This window comes from Pseudomonas sp. 1L-B-1-E-C1, assembly GCF_057291835.1.
Genome location: NZ_JBXAWN010000010.1, coordinates 261646 through 276597, shown reverse-complemented (window position 1 = coordinate 276597; position 14952 = coordinate 261646). Strand labels below are relative to the sequence as shown.

The following is a 14952-nucleotide window of genomic DNA, read 5'->3' as shown; positions in this document are numbered from 1 at the left end:
CGCGATATACCCCGTCTTCCGATGGGACTGGTAGAATCGCCGCCGGTTCACACGAGGTTTTTCCATGCACGATCCCCACAGCGAACGCATGAGTGGCAGCGAGACCCGCGCGGCGAGCGGTCTGGCCCTGGTGTTCGCCTTCCGTATGCTTGGCATGTTCATGGTGTTGCCGGTGCTGGCGACCTATGGCATGGATCTGGCGGGAGCGACCCCGGCCCTGATCGGGCTGGCGATTGGCGCTTACGGTCTGACCCAGGCGATTTTCCAGATCCCGTTCGGGATCATTTCGGATCGCATAGGTCGTCGACCGGTGATCTATCTCGGGCTGATCGTCTTCGCTCTTGGCAGTGTTCTCGCGTCGCAGGCCGATTCGATCTGGGGCGTGATCGCCGGGCGGATTCTGCAAGGCGCCGGGGCGATTTCCGCAGCGGTGATGGCGCTGCTTTCCGACCTGACCCGCGAACAGCATCGCACCAAAGCCATGGCCATGATTGGCATGACCATCGGCCTGTCGTTCGCCGTGGCCATGGTCGTCGGCCCGTTGTTGACGAGTGCGTTCGGGCTGTCCGGGCTGTTCCTTGCCACTGGCGCCATGGCGCTGGTCGGCATCCTGATCATCATGTTCATGGTGCCGCAGTCCACCGGGCCACTGCAGCATCGTGAATCCGGCGTGGCGCGGCAGGCACTGATGCCGACGCTCAGGCACCCGGACCTGCTGCGCCTCGATCTGGGCATCTTTGTGTTACATGCCATGTTGATGTCGAGCTTCGTTGCTCTGCCGCTGGCGCTGGTGGAAAAAGCCGGTTTGCCCAAGGAGCAGCACTGGTGGGTCTACCTCACCGCATTGCTGATTTCGTTCTTCGCCATGATCCCGTTCATCATCTACGGCGAGAAGCGACGCAAAATGAAACGAGTTTTGCTCGGCGCCGTCATGACACTGATGCTGACTGAACTATTCTTCTGGCAGTTCGGCGATAGCCTGCGCGCCCTGGTGATCGGCACGGTGGTGTTCTTCACCGCGTTCAACCTGCTCGAGGCATCGTTGCCGTCGCTGATCAGCAAGGTTTCACCGGCAGGCGGCAAGGGCACGGCCATGGGCGTGTACTCCACCAGCCAGTTCCTCGGTTCGGCACTCGGCGGAATACTCGGCGGCTGGTTGTTCCAGCATGGCGGTCTGTCGGTTGTGTTCCTCGGATGCGCCGCGCTGGCTGCACTTTGGCTGGCCTTTGCTGTTACCATGCGCGAACCTCCCTACGTGACGAGCCTGCGCTTGCCGTTGTCGCCCGAAGCGATCCGCGAAGCGGGTCTGGTCGAGCGCCTCAAGGCCCTGGTAGGGGTAACAGATGCAGTGATAGTCGCCGAAGAGGCGGCTGTTTACATCAAACTGGACAAAGAATTAGTGGATCGCACCACCCTCGAACGCCTGGTCAACAACCCGGCCGGGGCTGCGTGCGACGCTTAGGAGAACGTTATGGCCCGTGGGGTTAACAAAGTCATATTGGTCGGCACTTGCGGCCAGGATCCCGAAGTTCGCTACCTGCCTAACGGTAACGCCGTGACCAACCTGAGTCTGGCCACCAGCGAACAATGGACCGACAAGCAGACCGGTCAGAAGGTCGAAAAGACCGAGTGGCACCGTGTGTCGATGTTCGGCAAGGTTGCCGAGATCGCTGGCGAATACCTGCGCAAGGGTTCGCAAGTCTACATCGAAGGCAAGCTGCAGACCCGCGAGTGGGAAAAGGACGGCATCAAGCGTTACACCACTGAAATCGTGGTCGACATGCAAGGCACCATGCAACTGCTCGGCGGCCGTCCACAACAGGGCGACCAGCAAGGCGGCGGCAACAACTACCAGCAGCAGGCGCCACGTCAGCAGGCCCCACGCCCGCAGCAGTCGGCTCCGCAGCAGCGTTCGGCTCCGGCACCTCAGCAGGCCGCACCGCAACCGGCTCCGGATTTCGACAGCTTCGATGACGATATTCCGTTCTGATTGGCCGCTGTAACCGCTTTGAATGAAAAAGGCCCGTCGCTTAAACGACGGGCCTTTTTTGTGAGGCAAAATCAGCGCCGCCCCCGAGGACCTGTAGGAGCTGACGAGTGCAACGAGGCTGCGATCTTTTGACGTTGCTTCTGAAGATCAAAAGATCGCAGCCTCGTTGCACTCGTCAGCTCCTACATGGGGAATTGTTTCAGTCGAGGATCAGGTGCGGCAGGAAGCGACTGGAATCCTTGGTGATCAGACTATTGTCTTCACGCACACCAATCCCTGCCGCCTCATCACCAATCACCCACGAACCGATCAGCGTGTAGCTGTCGCCAAACTTCGGCAGCGGCGCGAACTCCTGCAGGATGAACGGCGCATCGGTATAAGGCCCATCCTCTTTGACGATCAGACCCTGGGCCGTTTGCAGTTCGATATTCGCACCTTCCCGGGAAAAGTACGGCTTGCGCACCCAGCCCTTCGGCACCGCACTCTGCGGATTCGCATCAAGGTGCGCGGCGAGCAGATTCGGATGGCCCTTGTGCAGTTCCCACAGTAACGGCAGCACGCCTTTGTTCGACAGAATCGCCTTCCACGCCGGTTCGAAAAACTGCGTGTCGCAATCGGCGATCGCTGTGCCGAACGGTTCGTGGAAGATGAATTCCCAGGCGTGCAGCTTGAACAGGTGCGGGATCCAGCGATCCTGCAGATCGACGAAACGACCTTCAGCCGTCAGGCCGATGTCTTCGATATCGATGTGGCGTGATTCGATGCCGACCTTTTCCGCGATCAACCGCAAGTAGTCAGTGGTGCCTTTGTCTTCGACCGAATCCTTCATCGAAGCGAAGTAGAACGGCCGCTTCAACTGCAATTCGGCGAAAGCCTGGTGCAGCCTGGTGTCGATGCTGTTGAACTGGTCGGCATGCGGTGGCAGCGTGCCGCGTTCGATGCATTGCTCCAGCCAGCCCCACTGAAATGCCGCCGCTTCGTAAAGGCTGGTCGGCGTGTCGTAGTTGAGCTCCAGCAGTTTCGCCGGGCCACTGCCGCTGTAGGAAAAGTCCATGCGACCGTAAAGATGGGGATGACCTTCGCGCCAGGACGTGCGGATCATGTCGTAGTACGCCGCCGGAATGCTCAGACGATCCAGCAGCTCCTCGCTGTTGACTACGCGATCGACCAGATCCATGCACATCTCGTGCAGTTCGGTAGTCGGGTCTTCGAGATCGTTTTCGATCTGCGCGAGGCTGAACTGGTAGTAGGCGCTTTCGTCCCAGTACGGTTCGTCGTCGATGGTGTGGAACAGGAAACCGAGACTTTCGGCGGTGTGTTTCCAGTCGGGGCGCTCGGCGCAGTGGATCTTTTTCATTGTCAGCTGCTCGAGCGTCCGGAACTGCTGCCCCAGCCACCCCAACCGCTGCGGGCGCTGGACTGGCTGCCGAAGCCGCCCCGCGAAGTCGACGAAGCAACGTTCACCGGTTTGCTCTTGCTGCTCTCGTAATCCGGCTGGCTGCGCGTGGTCGTTTCAGCTCTGCGGTATTGCGTCGAAGTATTGTACGGCTGGCGCGTTTCGCGATCGCGGTAAACGGTGCGATTGGCGTTGTTGCTCATTGCATTGCCGATCAGCCAACCGGTCAGCCAGCCATTACCGCCGCCACCTGAACTGCCGGAATAATGCGAGCCGCCGTGACTTGCGCTGCTGGTGGCGTCGCCCGCCGGCATCTGCGCATCGGCAATGGCATCCAGATTTTGCGGCTCTTCACCGTTCTGCGGCACTTTGAAACCGCCGAGTTTGGGCACGAAGCGGCCATCGGAATTTTTCTGACACCAGTCGGCGGCAAAGTCTGCGTCGCACTTGGCCTTGTCGTCGTAGGCCGGGGCGATGCGTCGGTGTTCGTTCAGGGCGGCGACGTAGGCGTTGGAGCAGACATCGGCGGCCACTTCGGCGTCGACACACTGTTCAACGCTTTGGAAGTTGCGCGGCTGATCCAGCGCCGCCGCTTCACCGGTAATCGCCAGCGCAACCGACGCGGCGAGAGACAACTGCACATATTTGCTGCGTTTCATCGCAAGGCTTCCTGCCGGTCAGTGGGACGGTGTCATGCACGCGGCATTGAGCATGCCGACGCTGATCGCCACGGCCGCCACATAAATGCCGGCCGCCACTTCGCCGTTGGCGATGCGCTGGGAGGTGCCATTGAGCACCAGCCCGGTCGCAACGAACGCCAACAGCTGCACGACGGCGGCGATGACCGCCCAGAGGACAAAGTCGAGCACGTTGACCGAGTAGGCGATCACGTTGCTCGCCGGAATCGCGAAACCGATGATTGCCCCGGACAGGGCAATGGCGGCGGCAGTGTTACCGGCACGGATCAGCTCGAATTCCTTGTGCGCGGTGATGCGCGTGTAGACGAATTGAAACAGCATGAACAGCAGCACGGCGCCGATCAGGTAGACGACAAAACCGACCAGCGCGGTTTTGTTCAGAGAAACGGCCAAGACTTCCAGCATGAAAAACTTCCTTTTTTAGATGGCGCTCAAATCAGTCGTGTACAGCGAGATGCCCAGCGAAGTGCTCAGGCTGACCGTGCCTTCTTCGTCCTGTTCGACGGAGAACAGCAGCAGTTCGCGGCGATCGGTCAGGCCGGTGTCGCGGGCATACAGCATCGCGTGGTGCTTGATGGTGTAGGACTCGTCCGGGTTGACCACGTGTTCGGTCATTGGCACCAGTTCGGTCTGTTGCAGTTCGGTGCCCCATTCGCGGGTGTATTCGACACCGTCGTGGGTGTAGGTCGGCAGGCCGATCAGGCTGTTGGGGCCGGCCAGACGCTGCAGTTCGGCGTCACTGTTGACCGTCACGTAGCTGAGGTAATTGAACAGGGTGACCGACTCGACCTGATCATCGCCGGTGACGTGGATCTGCACCCAGAAATCCTCGTCGTTCATGTAATAGCGATGCAGTTTGTTGGACTGGCCGAGATCGACCCAGCCGGCGCTCCACACCGCTTGATCGAACGGCACCCGCACCGACGTCGAGCCTTCCAGCAGCAGCGACAAGGTCGTGTCGAAACGCACGCCTTTGCCTTGCGCCATGCCCAGTGGGCCGCTGACGGCAGTGGTCGTTGGCGCAGCGGACTGCCAATTGCTGGTGCCGAGCAAGTCTTTAAACCATCCCATGGGTACTTTCCTTGAAGCGGGTGGAGGTGTTCGGGGGTGAAAAAGTGGCGGTAGTGTACCGAGCCGAGCGACGAACGAGCAGACAAAATGAAAAGGTTGTGCGGGGGGACGAATCCCTTTGTAGGAGCTGCCGAAGGCTGCGATCTTTTGATCTTGTCTTTTAAAAGCAACATCAAAAGATCGCAGCCTTCGGCAGCTCCTACAAGGGTTTGCGCAATAGCTTACTGCGCGGACTTCTGTTTCAGGCGCTCAAGGATCGCATTGGCGCTGCCTTCGTTCGGCGTGATGCCGGCGTCGCGCAGTTTGCGTTCCAGATCGTTGCCGGTGGAGGCGTCGGCCAGTTCGTCCGCTGCGCTCAGTTCGGCAGCGCGTTGCTGCTGCTTGGCTTGCAGGCGGTTCAGGGTGCCGACTGCGGTTTCCAGTTTGCCGTTGGCGCCGCCGCTGGCAATCGAGGCGCTGACTTGGGCTTTCTGCACGCTGTCGCGGGCCTTGGCCATGTCCACTTGCTGGCGCAGGCTCTTGATCCGCGATTCGGCTTTGCTGATGTCTTTGCGCATGTTGTCGGCGTAGGCGCCGAATTCATCGCTAAGCTTCTTCTCGGCAGCGAGGTCGTTGGTCAGGGTCGAAATCGCTTCGGCCACTTCCAGCGCCAGGTCTTCACGGCCGGCATTCAGTGCGGCGACGGCCTTGGCTTCGAGATCCTTGATCTTGGCGTCGTATTCGCTGACGCGGTCGGCGGCCAGTTTGTGCTTGGCCATGATCGTTACCAGTTCGCGGCGGGCATTGGACAGCGCGGTGTCGGCGTCGCGGATTTCCTGATCGAGGATGCGCAGGGCCTGCTGGTCGGCGATGGCTTCGCCGACTTCATTGGCGCCGCCGCGCAGTGCGGTGAACAACTTGCTCCAGATGGACTGAGTCATTGGATATTCCCTGTTGATTACTTGAAGAAGTGTTCGAAGGCTTCGCTGGCGCGCTGCACGTTGTCGACCAGGGTTTTCACCTCGGTGACGACGTTGGTCAGGCTCGAATCAGCGCTGAGGGCGCCGAACATGTTGTAGACGGTCTGCCCATTGGGCATCGACTCGATACCGATCGACGACAGCGGGAACATCTCGCGGCTGCGCAGCACGGCATCGTTGAAAGCCTGGACGTTGCTGATCGAATCGATGTCGACCAGTACGGTATCGACGATGATCTGCTGGCCGGCCAGGGCGATGTGAATCGGCAGACCGCCGAATTCGTTCATTTCCAGCTTGATGCTCGGTTCGGAGCTCTGGATCAGGGACAGCGAAATCTCTTCGGAAGCCACCTCGTCCAGCGCCTTGAGGGCATTGAAGAGGCTGTCGATGGTCCAGTTGTTGCCTGCGCTCATGTAATTCTCCGACATGAAAGAGCCAGCCAGAAGCGGTTGGCGTAGCTGTTGCTCCATTTGCTTGAGCAAGCTTCGGTTTTCCGGAAGCACCCAAGTTTCGTGTTTCACATAACCGGCGGCGGCCAGGCCCGCGCGCATCTGCTTCATGTAGAAGCTCGACGGTTTTTTCGCCGATGCTTTGGCACGCTCGCCCTTGAGGCTGGCGGCGGCAGGCGTCTGAGTACGGCTTGTCATGGCTGGAATCCGGTTATGAGCGTCTCACGCGTGGGCCACACTACAACCAATGCAAAGTGCCATCAATGACTCACGCGTGAGATTTTCATGACAGACGCAAAAAGGCCCGCAACGCGGCGGGCCTTTGGGTTGTGCAGTTGTTGCTAGGCGTTGCCATGCAGGAACTGGTCAGTTGATACCACGCTGGCGTAGGCAAAACCCAGCGCCGACATGAATGCCGCATGCACATGAGCCGCCGGCACTGTCAGACCATTGAACTCAAGATCACGGCTGGCGCAGGCATCGTGAATCACCGTTACGCCGTAACCCATGTCCGCCGCCGCGCGGGTGATGCCATCGATGCACATATGGCTCATGCTGCCGACCACCACCAGGTCGGTGATGCCTTGTTCGTCGAGCACCGATTTCAGTTCGGTTTCGCGGAACGAGTTGACGAAGTGCTTGAGCACCACCGGCTCGTCGGCGCGGTTGAGCACTTTCGGATGCAGTTTCGCGCCTTCGGAGCCGGGAGTGAAAAACGGCGCGTCTTCGGAGGTGAATTCATGCCGAATGTGCACCACCGGATCGCCCGTTTCGCGGAACGCTGCGATCAGCCGTGCGGCGTTATCGGCAGCGGCGTCGGCGCCGACCAGCGGCCACTTGCCTTGGGGGAAGTAGTCGTTCTGGATATCGACTACGATGAGCGCTTGCTTGGCCATGGGATTGTCCTTGAGGCAGTGATTGGGTGTGGTCACAGTATTGGCGCTGGCCGGTGATTCGAGGATTGGCCGCACCGACAATAGGCAGGGGAAAACTGACAATGGCTGCACAAAGAGCCGCCACCGCTGAATTGGGCGTGCTGATTTATCCCGGCGCGCAACTGGCGGCGGTGCATGGTCTGACCGATCTGTTCGCGGTGGCCAACCGCATCGCCGCCGAGTATCAGGCTGCGCAGTTGCCCGTGCTGCGGGTCAGTCACTGGCAGGTCGCAGGCGAGCAATTGCCGACCCGGGTCTATGACAGTCATCCGGGTGCCGAGGACGTTTTGCTCGCCGTGCTGATCCCGCCGTCTCTTGGCGGGTTCGATGCAGCGCAGATGACCGCGAGCCTGACGCAATGGCTGCGCGATCAGCATGCACGCGGCGCAACGCTTGGTGGTGTCTGCGTGGGCTCGTTGATGCTCGCCGAAAGCGGCTTGCTCGACGGTCGCAGCGCCACCACCCACTGGACCTCGGCCAAAGCGTTCGCCGAGCGTTATCCGAAAATCAAACTGAAGGCCGACACGCCGATTGTCGACGACGGCGACCTGATCACCACGGCCGGGCTGATGGCCTGGTCGGAGCTGGGTTTGCGTCTGGTCGATCGCTTGCTCGGCCCGAGCATTGCCACCGCGACCGCGCGTTTTCTGGTGATGGAACACAGCGACAGCGCCAGTGAATGCGGAAGCAATTTCGCGCCGATCCTCAGTCATGGCGACGCGGCGATTCTCAAGGTTCAGCACTGGTTGCAAAGCACCGGGGCAACGGATGTTTCGCTGGCGGCGATGGCCGAGCGCGCGGGACTTGAAGAGCGCACGTTTCTACGCCGATTCCGCGCCGCGACAGGCTTGAAACCGACCGAGTATTGCCAGCATTTGCGGGTAGGGAAGGCGCGGGAAATGCTCGAGTTCACCAATGGCACGATCGATCACATCGCCTGGACGGTGGGCTATCAGGATCCGGGCGCGTTTCGCGCGATCTTCAAGAAGATTACCGGGCTGGGGCCGAGTGATTACCGGGGGCGATTTGGTCTGACGCGCTAAGCTGAATCAATGAGCTTCCTGTGGGAGCGAGCTTGCTCGCGAATTCGGTGTGTCAGACACATCAGCTTCGATTGACATCCCCCATTCGCGAGCAAGCTCGCTCCCACAATGAACTCTGCAAGGATGAGAGATCGTGCAATTTGCCGGAGTTTTACCCGCCGTCGTGCAGTTTGAAACAGGCTTGATGCCAGCACTTCAGCGGCAAACACCCGATCTCCGGGCGCTTCGTGGAGATCGATGATTGGCCTGATCTCTGCAATTTCCCTGAGTGAACCCATCGACTGATGCAAGGGGAACGCATGACCCCGACACCCAGCAAGAAAATCGTCGTGGCCCATTCGGTGCGTGCCGAGGCGCCGCAACATGAAGTCGAGACCAATAAGGCCCTGGCGCGCTGGCTGGCGCAGATTCTCGGCTGCAAATTCGGCGGCAGTTACGACCCGGCCAAACATCAGGGCCGCGAACTCTACCTGCTCCCGACGCAGACCATCGTCGGCGCCGCCCATGCTCAAACGCTGGGCATCACAGGCCCTGATGATTTATGGGGCGGCTACGTCGAATACGATTTCATCTGCACCAAAGCCATCAGTCACGGTTTGCGCAGTCATCTGGCGCAGGCGCCGCAGGGCTGGTCGCCGCTGTTCTCGGAGCGGGTGCGCAACGTTGTGCTCGACGGTCTCAGCGTATTCGCCCTGGAAGATGCGCGGCCCGCCGCCGAGCATCTGCTGTACGCCGGGCCGATTCGCTTGAAGCCGATTCACGCCTGCGCCGGTCGCGGACAGGAAGTGATTAAAAGCCTTGATGCGTTCGATGAAATCCTCGCCCGCCCCGAGGCAGAAAAAATGTTCAGCGAAGGCGTGGTGCTGGAGCAGGACTTGAGCAACGTCGTCACCCATAGCGTCGGCCAGTCCTTCATCGGCGGTAAGGTTTTGAGCTACTGCGGTGATCAATACCTGACCGAGGACGGCCAGGGCGAAGAGGTCTACGGCGGTTCGAACCTGCTGGTGGTGCAGGGCGGCTATGACGCGTTGCTCGCGCTGGATCTGCCCGATGATGTGCGCCTGGCCATCGAACAGGCGCAGGTGTTCGACAGCGCCGCCGACGAAGCCTACCCACGCTTCTTTGCCTCGCGACGCAATTACGATATCGCCCAGGGCCTGGATGCCGACGGCAACCAGCGCAGCGGCGTGCTCGAACAATCCTGGCGCATGGGCGGCGCGAGCAGTGCTGAAGTGGCCGCGCTGCAAAGTTTCGTCAACGATCCACAGATGCGCGCCATCCGCGTGTCGTCGGTGGAAACCTATATCGATCAGGCGCTGCCGGCGGACGCCATCGAGGTCTATCGCGGCCCGGCGGAAAACAGCGCGTTTCTTCTCAAATACGTAACGGTCAAATCCTATGACGGCTAGAAGCGAAAGCATTCAAATCGACATCGATGACGAACAGATGAGCGGGACTTTTCTCAGTCCCAAATCGAAAGTCCCGGGGGTGTTGTTCGTGCACGGTTGGGGCGGCAGTCAGGAGCGCGATCTGGAACGGGCCAAAGGCATCGCCGGCCTGGGTTGTGTGTGCCTGACCTTCGACCTGCGCGGGCATACCGGCGGGACCGGAATTCCGCTGACCCGGGTGACCCGTGAAGACAATCTGCGTGACCTGCTGGCGGCCTATGATCGCCTGCTGGCGCACCCGGCCCTCGACACCTCGGCGATCGCCGTGGTCGGCACCAGTTATGGCGGTTATCTTGCCTCGATCCTGACGTCATTGCGCCCGGTGCGCTGGCTGGCGCTGCGTGTGCCGGCGCTGTACCGCGACGAACAATGGCACACGCCCAAGCGCGATCTGGACAAGGCCGACCTGCGCGACTATCGCGGCACTCTGGTGCGCGCCGACAGTAATCGTGCCCTGCATGCCTGCTCGCAATTCACTGGCGACGTGCTGCTGGTGGAATCGGAAACCGACGACTTCGTGCCCCACGCAACTATCATGAGTTATCGCGCGGCCTGTCAGCAGACACATTCATTGACGCACCGGATCATCGATGGCGCCGATCACGCATTGAGTGATCCGGTGTCGCAGCAGGCTTATACGTCAATTCTGGTGGACTGGATTACCGAGATGGTGGTGGGGGAGCGGTTGAGCATTATCCAATCCTGAAAAATCAAAAGATCGCAGCCTTCGGCAGCTCCTACAGGGAGATTGCATTCCAAATGTAGGAGCTGCCGAAGGCTGCGATCTTTTGATCTTGATTCTAGTGTGTGGGTTTCTTCTCGATCCGCAACGCCTTGGCCTTCGCCTCCACCACCAGATACATCACCACCGTAATCAACAGCGGCAACAGAAAATAAATCGCCCGATACGCCAGCAGTCCCGCCACCAGACTGCCGCGCGAAGCCTCGTGTTGCAGTAGCGCAACGAACACCGCTTCCAGCACACCCAGCCCCGCCGGAATATGCGTAATGACCCCGGCAATCGCGCTGATCAACAGCACGCCCAGCACCAGCGGGTAATCCAGTTTGCTCGGCAGCAAAGTGAAGATCACCGCCGCCATCAGCGACCAGTTCAACGCACCCAACAGCAATTGCAGGATCGCCATGCGCAGCGACGGCAGGTTGATTTCCACGCCGCGGATCGACCACTCGCGGCGTTTGGAAAACTGGCATGCCGCCAGATATCCAGCGCTGAGCAACAGCAACAACACACCCACCAGTTGCAGCGCGTCACTGCTGAGTTTCCAGCCTGGCGGCATGCGCACCAGACCGCTGCTGAACACTACGCCGGCGATGGTCATGTAGCCGAACCAGTTGGTTGCCAGGCTCAGGCCGAGAATCTTGGCGATGTTGCCCTTGCTCACGCCAAGCCGGGAATACAGCCGATAACGCATGGCGATGCCGCCGACCCAGGCGCTGAGGTTGAGGTTGAAGGCGTAGCTGATAATGCCCACCGGCAGGATCTGCTTCCAGGTCAGGTCCTGACGGATGTAGGTGCGGCCGATCAGGTCGAAACTGGCGTACACCAGAAAACTCAGCAAGGTCAGGCTGGCGGCGATGATCAGCGTGCGCACCTTGAAATCGGCGAGAGTCTCCAGCACCTCGGCCCATTCGATGCGCGTGGCGAACATCGTCAGCAGGACGATCAGCGCGAGGAAAAACAGGATGGTCAGCGGACGTTTCCAGCGGCTCCATTTCGACGGCGCCGCTTGTGCCGAATGGCTAGTGGAATGGACTTCGGAATGACTCATGGACGGGCACCTCGAAAAGGCTTCAGACGCGGTTTATGCGCCGGCAGCCAACCGGCCATGGCCGGGAAGTGCCGCAGAAAGTGGAAGACCAGAAAACCCACGGTCATGTGCCAGATGCGCCCGCGCGGCAAAAGTTTGGCGTCCATGGCCTTGCAGTGGTTCTGGCTGAGGTCTTCAAGGCGTTCGTACAGATGCTGATTGAAGGCGCGGTCGCGGATCAGCACGTTGGCTTCCAGGTTCAGCGACAGGCTCAGCGGGTCGAGATTGCTCGAGCCCACGGTGCTCCAGTCATCGTCGACCAGCGCGACTTTGCCGTGCAGCGGGCGCTGGCAGTATTCGTGAATCTGCACGCCGGCGCGCAGCAGGTAATCGTAGGTCATGCGCGCCGCCAGTTTTGCTACGAGCATGTCCGGCTGGCCTTGCAGGATCAGCCGCACCTCGACGCCACGGCGCGCGGCATTGCGGATCTCGCGCAGCAAACGGTAACCGGGGAAGAAGTAGGCGTTGGCGATGATCACCCGGCGCTTGGCCTTGCGCAGCACCTGCAGGTAGACGTCTTCGATGTCGGTGTTGTGTTGGTCGTTATCGCGGAATACCAGCCGTACCTGGCCGTCGTGTTCGGTGAAAGCCATGTCCGCCAAACGCTGGCGCCGGCGCTGCCACCAGAACCGCGCGCGGCCCGGACGGCCGCTCTGCAGCAGGGCAAAGTGATGGATATCGGCGACCACCGGGCCCTGGATCTCCACCGAATAATCCTGCTTGGCTTCTGGACCGAAATCAGCCAGGTGATCGCCGGAAAAATTGATCCCGCCAATAAACGCGATCAAACCGTCGACCACCACGATTTTGCGATGCAGACGGCGGAACCAGTTGGTGCGGATGCCCAAATGCTTTGGCGCCGGATCGAAGATTTGCAGATGCACGCCGGCATCGCTCAGTGCCGACAGATAGCCGGTGCTCAGCTCGCCGCAGCCGAAGCCGTCGAGGCTGACCGTGGTGCGCACGCCACGCTGGGCGGCATCGATGAGGATTTGCTGCAGCTCGGCGCCGACCTTGTCTTCGAAGACGATGAAGGTCTCCAGCAGGATTTCGCTCTTGGCCGCGCGCATCGCTTCAAACACGCGGGGGAAATATTCCTCGCCGTTTTCCAGCAGCTCTACGCGGTTGTTGCTGTGCCATTGATACTCGACGTCAACGTGGCCGGGCTCGCGCACCGGCGGGTTCAGCGTGACCGGTTCGACGGCGGATTTTTCCAGTGGCGCACTGTTCATAGTTCAATCTCCACCGATAACGGTGCGTGGTCGGAAAGGTGCGACCAGGGCCGGTTGGTCAAAACTTTCGGCCGGCTGGCCTTGAGGTTGCGCACGTAGATGCGGTCGAGCCGCAGCGCCGGCAATCGCGCCGGAAAGCTGCGCGCCGGTTTGCCGTGATGTTCAGCGAATACTTCGCGCAGGCCACAGGGCTTGAGCTGCGCATCTGCACGCTGGCGCCAGTCATTGAAATCGCCGGCGACGATCACCGGCGCATCGGCGGGCAATTCGGCGAGTCGTTGCAGCAGCAGATCCAGCTGGGCGTTGCGATGGCTTTCGCGCAGGCCCAGATGCACGCAGATCGCATGCACCTCGGTGCCATCTCCAGGCAGGCGCAGCACGCAATGCAGCAGGCCACGGTTTTCATGGCCGCTGATCGACACGTCGAGGTTGTCGTGACGGATGATCTGGAATTTCGACAGCAGCGCATTGCCGTGGTCGCCCGCCGGGTACACCGCGTTGCGCCCGTAGGCGAACTGCGGCCAGAGGCTGTCGGCGAGAAATTCGTACTGTGGCATGGTCGGCCAGTTGTCGTAGCGTTTCGGATGCTGCTCGTGGGTGCCGTGCACTTCCTGCAGAAACACCACGTCGGCGGCGACGCTGCGCACCGCTTCGCGCAGCTCAGGGAGAATGAAACGCCGATTCAGGGCGGTGAAGCCCTTGTGGGTGTTGACCGTCAGGACAGTGAAGGTACGCACCGAGGGTGAGACCACGGAGCCTTCGTCGGTGAAACCGACCGGTTCGGGAATGCTCATGACAAAACTCCTTCAGCGGCGACTTGCCCGGGAGTTGTGGCGAGGTCTTTGTCGAGGTCGAAGCGCTGCAACAGATTGCGTGCGTCGTAGGGCGCGCGGACTTTGATGTCGTTGTCGAAGTAGCAGAACACTTCGCGGGATTTGCGGGCGCGGGGTTTCAGGCGTGGGGCGATCAGATGTGCGTCCTCCGGCTGTTTGCCGTGATGCCAGGCGTCGATGCGCTCGGCCCAACGCTTGAGCGCCTGTTCGGAGTAGCCGCTGGCGTAGAGCTCTTCAGCACCGTGCAGGCGCAGATAGACGAAGTCGCTGGTGAGGTCTTCGCGGTACGGCCATTTGCCGGCGGTGTCGGCGACCACCAGTGCAACGTTATGGCGCTTCAAGAGGCGCACGAATTCCGTGTCGATGAAACTTTCATGACGGATTTCCACCGCATGGCGCAGCGGCTTTTTGCGCCAGGCTTTGACGCTGGCGTGGCCGGGCAGATGCGAATCGTGCTGGCGGGCGAGGGCGGCTGCGGCCTGGGTATCGTGGGGCAGTTGCGCGAGAAACTGGTCGAAGCGCTCGGCGTCGAATTTGAAGTTCGGCGGAAACTGCCAAAGGATCGGCCCGAGTTTTTCCTTCAGCTCCAGCACGCCTGAGGCAAAGAAATTCGCCAGAGGTTTTTCGATTTCGCGCAAGCGTCGCACGTGGGTGATGAAGCGCGGCGCCTTGACGCTGAAGACGAAGTCATCGGGGGTTTCGGCGTACCACTGGGCATAACGTTCGGGACGTTGCAGGGCGTAGAACGATCCATTGATTTCAATGCTGTTGACCGCGCGGGAGGCGAACTGCAATTCGCGCTTCTGCGCCAGTCCCTTCGGGTAGAAATCCCCGCGCCACGGGGCGTAGCGCCAGCCTGAAATACCGATGTGAATCGTCGCCATCCCATCCTCCCGTAGAAAGTCCTCGTGTTGCCGTTGTTCTGTGATGACTGCGGCGGGGGCGGGAAAGTTTCGGTGGTGTTACGGACGGTCGCGGGTGAAGCGAAGATCAAGAGCTTACCCCCTCACCCCAACCCTCTCCCCCAAGGGGGCGAGGGGGAAGGGAGCAGATCTTCATGTCTCCTGAA

16 protein-coding genes are annotated in these 14952 nt (G+C 60.5%); 5 read left to right on the top strand and 11 right to left on the bottom strand.

Features of this window, described 5'->3' with window-relative positions:
• Positions 1-64: 64 nt before the first annotated feature.
• A complete protein-coding gene (locus tag AC0Z4S_RS19135; protein WP_065615575.1) occupies positions 65-1462 on the top strand; it encodes an MFS transporter in 1398 nt (465 codons plus the stop codon).
• Between the two features lie 9 nt (positions 1463-1471).
• Positions 1472-1990: a single-stranded DNA-binding protein gene (locus tag AC0Z4S_RS19130; protein ID WP_003228709.1), complete on the top strand. Its 519-nt coding sequence runs from the start codon at positions 1472-1474 to the stop codon at positions 1988-1990.
• A 199-nt stretch (positions 1991-2189) separates the two neighbouring features.
• Here AC0Z4S_RS19130 and AC0Z4S_RS19125 read toward each other — a convergent pair whose 3' ends face one another.
• The 7 genes from AC0Z4S_RS19125 to AC0Z4S_RS19095 form a co-directional block, all read right to left on the bottom strand.
• Positions 2190-3347, bottom strand: a complete 1158-nt coding sequence (locus AC0Z4S_RS19125) for a glutathionylspermidine synthase family protein (RefSeq protein WP_485624195.1) — start codon at positions 3345-3347, stop codon at positions 2190-2192.
• A gap of 2 nt (positions 3348-3349) precedes the next feature.
• On the bottom strand, positions 3350-4045 hold the full coding sequence (locus AC0Z4S_RS19120) for a DUF1190 domain-containing protein (protein ID WP_485624193.1): 696 nt from the start codon (positions 4043-4045) through the stop codon (positions 3350-3352).
• An 18-nt stretch (positions 4046-4063) separates the two neighbouring features.
• On the bottom strand, positions 4064-4489 hold the full coding sequence (locus AC0Z4S_RS19115; protein WP_485624191.1) for a DUF350 domain-containing protein: 426 nt from the start codon (positions 4487-4489) through the stop codon (positions 4064-4066).
• A 15-nt stretch (positions 4490-4504) separates the two neighbouring features.
• On the bottom strand, positions 4505-5155 hold the full coding sequence (locus tag AC0Z4S_RS19110) for a DUF2491 family protein (RefSeq protein ID WP_471878813.1): 651 nt from the start codon (positions 5153-5155) through the stop codon (positions 4505-4507).
• A 221-nt stretch (positions 5156-5376) separates the two neighbouring features.
• Positions 5377-6075: a PspA/IM30 family protein gene (locus tag AC0Z4S_RS19105; RefSeq protein ID WP_041477670.1), complete on the bottom strand. Its 699-nt coding sequence runs from the start codon at positions 6073-6075 to the stop codon at positions 5377-5379.
• A 17-nt stretch (positions 6076-6092) separates the two neighbouring features.
• On the bottom strand, positions 6093-6674 hold the full coding sequence (locus AC0Z4S_RS19100) for a YjfI family protein (RefSeq protein ID WP_485624216.1): 582 nt from the start codon (positions 6672-6674) through the stop codon (positions 6093-6095).
• Between the two features lie 230 nt (positions 6675-6904).
• Positions 6905-7459 carry a cysteine hydrolase family protein gene (locus tag AC0Z4S_RS19095; RefSeq protein WP_485624189.1) on the bottom strand — a complete coding sequence of 185 codons (555 nt, stop codon included), beginning with the start codon at positions 7457-7459 and terminating at the stop codon, positions 6905-6907.
• A 101-nt stretch (positions 7460-7560) separates the two neighbouring features.
• Between AC0Z4S_RS19095 and AC0Z4S_RS19090 the strand changes: the two genes are divergently transcribed.
• From AC0Z4S_RS19090 to AC0Z4S_RS19080, 3 genes are all read left to right on the top strand, one after another.
• On the top strand, positions 7561-8541 hold the full coding sequence (locus AC0Z4S_RS19090; protein ID WP_485624187.1) for a GlxA family transcriptional regulator: 981 nt from the start codon (positions 7561-7563) through the stop codon (positions 8539-8541).
• Between the two features lie 299 nt (positions 8542-8840).
• Positions 8841-9950 carry a DUF3182 family protein gene (locus AC0Z4S_RS19085; RefSeq protein WP_485624185.1) on the top strand — a complete coding sequence of 370 codons (1110 nt, stop codon included), beginning with the start codon at positions 8841-8843 and terminating at the stop codon, positions 9948-9950.
• Entirely contained in the window at positions 9940-10695 is a 756-nt protein-coding gene (locus AC0Z4S_RS19080; protein WP_071173737.1) for an alpha/beta hydrolase family protein, read from the top strand. Before AC0Z4S_RS19085 ends, AC0Z4S_RS19080 begins: the two co-directional genes overlap by 11 nt.
• Positions 10696-10789: 94 nt before the next feature.
• Here the strand turns inward: AC0Z4S_RS19080 and AC0Z4S_RS19075 are convergent, their stop codons facing one another.
• Genes AC0Z4S_RS19075 through AC0Z4S_RS19060 form a run of 4 tightly spaced genes read right to left on the bottom strand, consistent with a single transcriptional unit; the run spans position 10790 to position 14767 of the window.
• A complete protein-coding gene (locus AC0Z4S_RS19075) occupies positions 10790-11779 on the bottom strand; it encodes a lysylphosphatidylglycerol synthase domain-containing protein (RefSeq protein WP_485624183.1) in 990 nt (329 codons plus the stop codon).
• Positions 11776-13050: a cardiolipin synthase ClsB gene (gene clsB, locus AC0Z4S_RS19070; protein ID WP_485624181.1), complete on the bottom strand. Its 1275-nt coding sequence runs from the start codon at positions 13048-13050 to the stop codon at positions 11776-11778. The genes AC0Z4S_RS19075 and clsB overlap by 4 nt, the downstream gene beginning before the upstream one ends.
• Positions 13047-13844 (bottom strand): endonuclease/exonuclease/phosphatase family protein, encoded by a 798-nt coding sequence (locus tag AC0Z4S_RS19065; protein WP_042610638.1) that lies wholly within the window; start codon positions 13842-13844, stop codon positions 13047-13049. Before AC0Z4S_RS19065 ends, clsB begins: the two co-directional genes overlap by 4 nt.
• Positions 13841-14767, bottom strand: a complete 927-nt coding sequence (locus AC0Z4S_RS19060; protein WP_485624179.1) for a DUF72 domain-containing protein — start codon at positions 14765-14767, stop codon at positions 13841-13843. The genes AC0Z4S_RS19065 and AC0Z4S_RS19060 overlap by 4 nt, the downstream gene beginning before the upstream one ends.
• Positions 14768-14952 lie beyond the last annotated feature (185 nt).

Coding starts and splice junctions, on each gene's coding strand:
- AC0Z4S_RS19135 (WP_065615575.1), top strand. CDS start 65: ATGCACGATCCCCACAGCGAACGCATGAGTGGCAGCGAGACCCGCGCG.
- AC0Z4S_RS19130 (WP_003228709.1), top strand. CDS start 1,472: ATGGCCCGTGGGGTTAACAAAGTCATATTGGTCGGCACTTGCGGCCAG.
- AC0Z4S_RS19125 (WP_485624195.1), bottom strand. CDS start 3,347: ATGAAAAAGATCCACTGCGCCGAGCGCCCCGACTGGAAACACACCGCC.
- AC0Z4S_RS19120 (WP_485624193.1), bottom strand. CDS start 4,045: ATGAAACGCAGCAAATATGTGCAGTTGTCTCTCGCCGCGTCGGTTGCG.
- AC0Z4S_RS19115 (WP_485624191.1), bottom strand. CDS start 4,489: ATGCTGGAAGTCTTGGCCGTTTCTCTGAACAAAACCGCGCTGGTCGGT.
- AC0Z4S_RS19110 (WP_471878813.1), bottom strand. CDS start 5,155: ATGGGATGGTTTAAAGACTTGCTCGGCACCAGCAATTGGCAGTCCGCT.
- AC0Z4S_RS19105 (WP_041477670.1), bottom strand. CDS start 6,075: ATGACTCAGTCCATCTGGAGCAAGTTGTTCACCGCACTGCGCGGCGGC.
- AC0Z4S_RS19100 (WP_485624216.1), bottom strand. CDS start 6,674: ATGAAGCAGATGCGCGCGGGCCTGGCCGCCGCCGGTTATGTGAAACAC.
- AC0Z4S_RS19095 (WP_485624189.1), bottom strand. CDS start 7,459: ATGGCCAAGCAAGCGCTCATCGTAGTCGATATCCAGAACGACTACTTC.
- AC0Z4S_RS19090 (WP_485624187.1), top strand. CDS start 7,561: ATGGCTGCACAAAGAGCCGCCACCGCTGAATTGGGCGTGCTGATTTAT.
- AC0Z4S_RS19085 (WP_485624185.1), top strand. CDS start 8,841: ATGACCCCGACACCCAGCAAGAAAATCGTCGTGGCCCATTCGGTGCGT.
- AC0Z4S_RS19080 (WP_071173737.1), top strand. CDS start 9,940: ATGACGGCTAGAAGCGAAAGCATTCAAATCGACATCGATGACGAACAG.
- AC0Z4S_RS19075 (WP_485624183.1), bottom strand. CDS start 11,779: ATGAGTCATTCCGAAGTCCATTCCACTAGCCATTCGGCACAAGCGGCG.
- clsB (WP_485624181.1), bottom strand. CDS start 13,050: ATGAACAGTGCGCCACTGGAAAAATCCGCCGTCGAACCGGTCACGCTG.
- AC0Z4S_RS19065 (WP_042610638.1), bottom strand. CDS start 13,844: ATGAGCATTCCCGAACCGGTCGGTTTCACCGACGAAGGCTCCGTGGTC.
- AC0Z4S_RS19060 (WP_485624179.1), bottom strand. CDS start 14,767: ATGGCGACGATTCACATCGGTATTTCAGGCTGGCGCTACGCCCCGTGG.